Annotated in this window: 7 protein-coding genes and 1 other annotated feature (1 of these 8 running past the window's edge); of the genes, 4 read left to right on the top strand and 3 right to left on the bottom strand. The window is 35.4% G+C overall.

What is annotated here, in order from left to right:
- From FC89_RS12585 to FC89_RS08925, 3 genes are all read left to right on the top strand, one after another.
- Positions 1-555 (top strand): IS3 family transposase (locus FC89_RS12585; protein WP_201780767.1); only part of this gene is annotated, 555 nt, incomplete at its 5' end.
- A 27-nt stretch (positions 556-582) separates the two neighbouring features.
- Complete coding sequence (locus FC89_RS08930) at positions 583-858, top strand: hypothetical protein (RefSeq protein WP_057872207.1); 276 nt, start codon at positions 583-585, stop codon at positions 856-858.
- Positions 859-980: 122 nt separating this feature from the next.
- Positions 981-1,505, top strand: coding sequence for a helix-turn-helix domain-containing protein (locus FC89_RS08925; RefSeq protein WP_057872206.1), 525 nt, complete (start codon positions 981-983; stop codon positions 1,503-1,505).
- Positions 1,506-1,960: 455 nt separating this feature from the next.
- On the opposite strand, the gene FC89_RS08920 is transcribed toward FC89_RS08925, so the two are convergent.
- Positions 1,961-2,545: a hypothetical protein gene (locus FC89_RS08920; protein WP_057872205.1), complete on the bottom strand. Its 585-nt coding sequence runs from the start codon at positions 2,543-2,545 to the stop codon at positions 1,961-1,963.
- Between the two features lie 342 nt (positions 2,546-2,887).
- On the opposite strand from FC89_RS08920, the gene FC89_RS08915 reads away from it, so the two are divergent.
- Positions 2,888-3,247, top strand: coding sequence for a bacteriocin immunity protein (locus tag FC89_RS08915; RefSeq protein WP_157060696.1), 360 nt, complete (start codon positions 2,888-2,890; stop codon positions 3,245-3,247).
- 58 nt (positions 3,248-3,305) lie between these two features.
- On the opposite strand, the gene FC89_RS08910 is transcribed toward FC89_RS08915, so the two are convergent.
- Together FC89_RS08910 and ahpC are read right to left on the bottom strand one after the other, a co-directional pair.
- Positions 3,306-4,967, bottom strand: coding sequence for an FAD-dependent oxidoreductase (locus FC89_RS08910; protein ID WP_057872204.1), 1,662 nt, complete (start codon positions 4,965-4,967; stop codon positions 3,306-3,308).
- A gap of 12 nt (positions 4,968-4,979) precedes the next feature.
- Entirely contained in the window at positions 4,980-5,543 is a 564-nt protein-coding gene (ahpC, locus tag FC89_RS08905; protein ID WP_057872203.1) for an alkyl hydroperoxide reductase subunit C, read from the bottom strand.
- 378 nt (positions 5,544-5,921) lie between these two features.
- Positions 5,922-6,013, top strand: a binding site (T-box leader) (it continues 160 nt past the right edge of the window).

Raw genomic sequence — 6,013 nt, 5'->3', positions numbered from 1 at the left:
GTTGGCAAAAGATTGATCTATCCATTGATCAAACAAGAAAGCGATGTTGGAAACCATACTATTTCGATGATGTGCCAAGTATTATCTGTCAGCCGCCCCGACTATTACCGTTGGTTACACAAGCGGGAGCGTGAAACCAAAGATTTAAAGGAACGAATCAGTCGTATTTGGCTGACTAGTGAAAAGCGCTATGGCGCTGGTAAGATTCTTAGAAAAATCCTACAAGAACTAGTTCCGCTGAATCGAACTTGTAGTATAAAGCGGCTTCAGCGATTAATGAAACAGTTGGGTATTCGATCCATTACACGCAAAAAATGGCGGCCAGTTACCATTAAGGAAGCGACAATGCAGGAGCCTGTTTCGGGTGGTTCATCTAAAGGAAAGTGGGAATATATGTATACTTATGGTCCATATGCTTTCTTTAAAAACACTGCCACAGGTAATTGGAAAACTGTACAAATTATTTCTACTACTAAGTATACGATTAATGTTATTATTAACGGGTATGAACAGACATTTGAGCGATATTTAAAAGGTGAATATGCTGCTGGATAACGCAGTTAAGATAGAGAGATGATATAGTTGTTTAAATCAGACAAGCAAAAATATTTATTGGACTTCTTAGAAAAACACCCAAACTTGAATAAGACTGAACAACGGCTTATTGTGGACACCTCAGAAAATCTCAGTAATTCTAAGGTTGTGCAGGAACGTGAAATAGTAAAACTTACAAATTCTTTAAAAACATTATCCTTAAAAGGTCATCTATCAGATGATGGCCGGATTTTATTAAAAAAGTTAAATAAGGGTGGTTGGATTGGAGGACTAATTTACAATATGAATCTTTTTGGAAATTAGTACCCTTGTTCCTATTTCTCTTCTAAAAAAAATACTCATATATAAAGAAGTTTCCAAAACATGTTGCTTTGGAAACTTCTTTTGTATTATGCTCTTATCAAGATAAGAAAAGAGGAATTTGAATGAACGCCTTACCTAATAAATTACGCGAAGCTCGACAAGCTAACGGTTTTTCTCAAAATGAAATTGCAACTATTTTACATATTTCAAGGCAATCTATTTCAAAGTGGGAAAATGGCCGTGGATATCCAGATTTGGATAATTTAATTGCATTAAGTGACCTTTACAAAATTTCAATTGATGAACTACTAAGAGAGAACGAACAATTACAAAATAAAATTGAAAAAAATAATATTGAAATTAAAGAAAAGCAGCAAAAATTAAACTCGATAAATACAAAGCTCTATCAGAATAAAGACGAAGGTCTTTTATTGTTTATCGTTACCGTTATTTCTGCACTTATTCCTTTATTAGGATTAATCGTTCCAATTTATATATTATGGCGTAACAACAAGTATAATAGTCTTTATAAGACCATTATTACAGCTTCGATTTTGGTTATTATGATTAGTGCATATAATATTTATGCTTTTTCTGTAGAAAACTGGTTTATACCATCTCAAACAACAGTTGTTAAAGTCAAATAACAGTTACAATTATTTTGTGATTGTAATACTTAATTCTAAGTCCATATCTACTAGCAACGTAGCTTTACCAACTTGAAAAATTGTATAGTTGCGTCGGCCAGCTTTGAAATTATTGAGTAAAGTATCTTGAACCTTTTTGAGAACATTTAAATCTTTGATTGGTAAGACAACTTGTTAGTTATAGACCCTGAGGTACTTGTATAGGAATTTGCGTTAGGGTTTCAATGTTTTTTAGCTAGCACCCCCATACTGAACACAAAGGGACCATTACCGTGTTTGACTATAATAACTACTTACCAAAAAAGTGTGTTTTAATAAAATTTCCAACCAAAATAATAAGAGCCAACACTAGTGTAGCTTTAAAATCTGTTACAAATCTAAATATTAAAAATAAAATCAATCCGGCCACTAAACACAAACATAAAATCTTAATAATATTTTCCATATATCTCATTTTACACTAAGATACCAACGGCTGTAGTAATAATTGTTGCCGCCGTATTTGCAATTCCCTTAGGAACACCACATGACTGTAATCCTTTAGAAATTGTACTTTCCAAAGCAGCTCCAGTTGCAACACCAATAGTGTTATTCCAAATACTCATGAACTTAGCCTGACTAACTTTTTTACCAATTAGTTTTGTAACTTTCTTGTATAAAATCTTGGGTAACGTCTTAGTAACATATACTTTCCCATATTTGGCAATTAGCCGTGCCATTAACCCTAATGCCGCTCTAGATTGAAAACGTGGCGTTGTTGTCTCAATTGTAGGCGCACTTTGCAATAATTCAGATTTCAATTCTTCCAGAAGCTGAGTTGAATAGATATTAACCACATCTTCTTGTTCGGTAGTTAAATTATTCATGTCATATGTACCAACAATATTACCCAATTGATCTGAATTCATACTTTGATAATCAACTTTTGTAACAGATGAAGTTCCTGTTGTATCCGCAAAAGCAGATGCAACAGGAACAGCAGTACTACTTAAAGTTATAGTTGTTAATGCCAATGTAACTAACTGAATAGATTTTTTCATAAGAACCCCCGTGCCTAGAAATATATTTATCAATCTCATTCATCGATATTTATATAATCTCAAAAGTTTAGGAAACAAAAAAGAAACCACACATTTACGTAAACAATTAGTTTCCTCTGTATTAATGTTGTGTCTATAAAATTACCTAGCAAGCTATCCAAAACAAAATTCTTGACACTCCCTTGAATTTGAATGTAAACATATCTAAACCACACAGATTACCAATTTTAATTACAATTCAAATAATTTATTTATCAATATCATTGGCACAACAATCTTTTTTTCAGTATAAAAATATAGTATAATTAATAATAGTAATTACAGCTAAGGAGTTGGTTTCCTGTGAATCAAACTGATATTGACCGTGAAAAAGCCAAAAATAACATCAAAAAATTGCTGCAACAACTAGATCAAACATCGGCACGTCCAGCTGAATTGTTAGATATTATCGATGTCTTACTGCAAGTTTATTCTAAATTAGATCAAACGAAAGAACCTGCTGTTTTAATCAATCATTTAATCAATTATCTTCGAAGTACTGCCTTAAAAGGAAAATTGCATTTTCCACCAGCTGAAGAAAAAATAATCATTGAGTTGGAAATTTTGGGGCAAAAAGCCGGAATAAATGGTAATTATTTAGGTGGATATAACGATAAATCACAGTTTTACAATATTTTTGAACAAGTTCCTTATCGGAAATAAAAAAACGATTTGATACTGCTAACATTTCAGTATCAAATCGCTTTTTTATTTATAAAAATTATTTAACTGCTGCTTGTTCACACGCAGTTACTAACTGTTCAGCTGTTTGACTGCCAAAAATGACTGGTTGATCCGCAATCATTGTCGCTGGAACACTCATGATATGCTTTTCTTGTCGCAACTGTGGAAATAGCTGCAGATCCAACATTTCAGCAGAAATATTTGGGTTGATTACTGCCATATGCTGACAAGCAGCCACTACATCAGGACAAAAATGACAAGTTAATGCTACCCCAATTTTAATCTTCAGCGCTGGCAAAGCTTTAATTCTTGCAATTAAAGCTGGATCCATCTCTTGACCAGGACCAGCCAAATTATAGATTGCCAAAACTAAAGAATTTAATTCATGCCCTGTTGGTACACCGGCAAAGCTAATTCCTGTCGGTTGCAGTTGTTGATCTAACAATTCTAATCTTGGTAAAAATGTTTCATCACTTGCAGCTGGCTGAATTTGATAATCAAAATGTTGATCCAACTCGCAAAATTCTTTAACAAAACTTTGAAGTTCTTGACTCTTTTGACTATCATCACTCAAAACCTGCAATGTAACCTTTTTAGTTAGTCGGGCAAAAATCGATTTTAATTGCTGTTGCAGTTTGGCTGCAAACCATTTTCCTTGATGAGCAATCGGTGTTGCCGTTGCTTCAGCTAATTTGGTTGTTTGCCCAACTGGTTGAGCAGCTGGCTTATCCCGACGTTCAACTGGAATCTGCAACCGCTGTTTGAGAGCTGTCACATAGTGCTCAGCGCTAGTTGCTGCGACCGCACCATCACTAGCAGCTGTTACAATTTGCCGCAGTGGCTTTACTACTATATCTCCCGCTGCAAAGACACCTGGCAAATTAGTTTCTAAAGCGGAGTTAACTTTTAAATAACCACGTTTATCATGATCCAATTCAGCTGTCAATCCAGCTGTTGCTGGCTGTGTGCCAACATAGATAAAGATTCCGAAAGTCTGTTCATTTGGATCAGGCTGGTACGAAAACTCTTTTCCAGTTTGATTATTTTTAAAAACAGCTGTTTCCAGATAATCTTTCCCAGTGACACGCACAATTTCAGTATTAAACTTGACGTCAACCTTAGGATTATTCAAAGCCCGCGCTGCAGTTAACGGTGCGCAAGTAAATGCCGCTTCACGAGAGATAACTGTTACATGTTTCGCATAACGAGTTAAATAATCCGCTTCTTCTGCCGCTGCATAGCCGCCACCAATTACAAAAATCTGCATACCGGTAAATAACTCTCCATCACAAGTTGAACAAAAAGCTATTCCATGGCCACGAAATTGTTTTTCTCCCGGAAAATTTAATTCCCGTGGTTTAGCACCAGCAGCAATAATGACGCTGCGTGCATAATAATCATATTGACCATGCAGAACTTTTGTATCACCTTTCAACTCATAACCAGTAATTTGATCATGGACAATTTGTACTCCAAAATCAGCCGCTTGTTGCTGCATTTGATTCATTAGTGCAGTTCCATCAATCTTTTCAACTGCCGGATAGTTCCAAACTACTGAAGTTGTTGTTACTTGTCCACCAACTTGGTCAGCCTCGATTACTAAAGTATCCATCGTTGCTCGTCCAGCATAAATTGCCGCACTTAATCCGGCAGGACCAGCACCAATGATTACCGTATCATAAATTTTTTTATCTGCCATTGTCAGGCCCTCTTAAATTTTGCCGACTAAATCTAGACTTGGTGTGATTGTGTCATCACCCGGATGCCAGTGAGCTGGGCAAACCTTATCGCCGTGTTCTTCAACAAATTGAGCAGCCTGCAATGTCCGTAAAATTTCACCAGCATCACGGCCGATTCCCATGTCGTTAATAGTATATGATTTAATTTGGCCTTGTGGGTCTACAATAAAGACTCCGCGAAAAGCTTGACCAGCTTCTTCATCTAAAACACCAAAGAAACGAGCTAGTTTTCCGGCTGGGTCAGCCAACATCGGGTACTGAACTTTGCCAATCGTATCGGTTGCTTCTGCCCAAGCTTTGTGCACAAATTCTGTATCTTCGGAAACTGAATAAACCTCTGCGCCAGCTTGTTTGAACTCCGTATAATGATCCTGCAGATCACCTAATTCTGTTGGACAAACAAATGAAAAATCTGCTGGGTAAAAGAAGAAAACTGACCATTTGCCTAAAACATCCTGTAAAGAAACAGAGTGAGTCTTACCTTGTTGATAAGCATTAACCTTGAAGTCGGTCAACTTTTGATTGATAAAGTTCATAAAAGCACCCTTCCTTTGTAGTAATTTAGAATTTTTCTAATTCCATCACCTATTATAGAATTAATTGTGCACAATGTAAATAGCTAGCGCAAACTTATTGAAAAAATTATTTTACGCTAATGACTCTTGGTGGATTGTTTATGATTAATTCATCTGTATCAGTAATTGGTAACTCACATTAAATGTTTTTTTGTTTTATATTTAACAAGTTTAATACACCACCATTTAATTTTTCTTAGTCCTTTTGATCCCTTCCACAAGCCTTCCAGCAGGTATTATTACTGCTTAAAATCACAATTAATTGAAAAAATTTAATTTTATCATTGACAAACAATGATAGATAGATTAATATACAGACAACAAATAATTAAATTCCGGTTAAAAGCAATGACAAGGACAGTAATCTATATCAAATGTCAGGGAGCTGCTGGTTAGTGAAAAGCAGTCAGGAGATATCAGATGAACATCAC

Origin of the sequence: Liquorilactobacillus ghanensis DSM 18630, assembly GCF_001435235.1 — a bacterium.
Taxonomy (GTDB): domain Bacteria; phylum Bacillota; class Bacilli; order Lactobacillales; family Lactobacillaceae; genus Liquorilactobacillus; species Liquorilactobacillus ghanensis.
The sequence above is the reverse complement of the archived record's forward strand: the minus strand, read 5'-3'. Positions and strand labels throughout refer to the sequence as shown.